The organism is Monashia sp. HAY1-5C, assembly GCF_056755255.1.
In genome coordinates this window covers 1-224 of the sequence record NZ_JBPGXG010000647.1, presented here as the reverse complement: position 1 = coordinate 224, position 224 = coordinate 1, and the positions used below count along the sequence as shown (strand labels likewise).

Genomic DNA, 224 nt, shown 5'->3' with positions numbered 1-224 from the left:
TCCGTCGTCGGCAGCGTCAGATGTGTATAAGAGACAGGCCACGCAGGATCTCGTTCGTGCCGCCGCGCAGCGTGAAGCCGGGCCGCTGGAGGATCGCGACGAGTGGCGCGTGGCCGACGTGCCCCTCGACCTGTCTCTTATACACATCTCCGAGCCCACGAGACGGAGCTACATCTAGGGTGGTGGTTTTTGTTTTGCGGGGGGGGGGGGGGGGGGGGGGGGGG

1 protein-coding gene is annotated in these 224 nt (G+C 66.5%); it reads right to left on the bottom strand.

All coding sequences use genetic code 11. The features are described 5' to 3' along the window. Positions 1–16: 16 nt before the first annotated feature. Positions 17–224, bottom strand: a 208-nt coding sequence (locus tag ACR9ZK_RS23050) for a hypothetical protein (RefSeq protein ID WP_481344242.1), incomplete at its 5' end; no start/stop codon positions are given.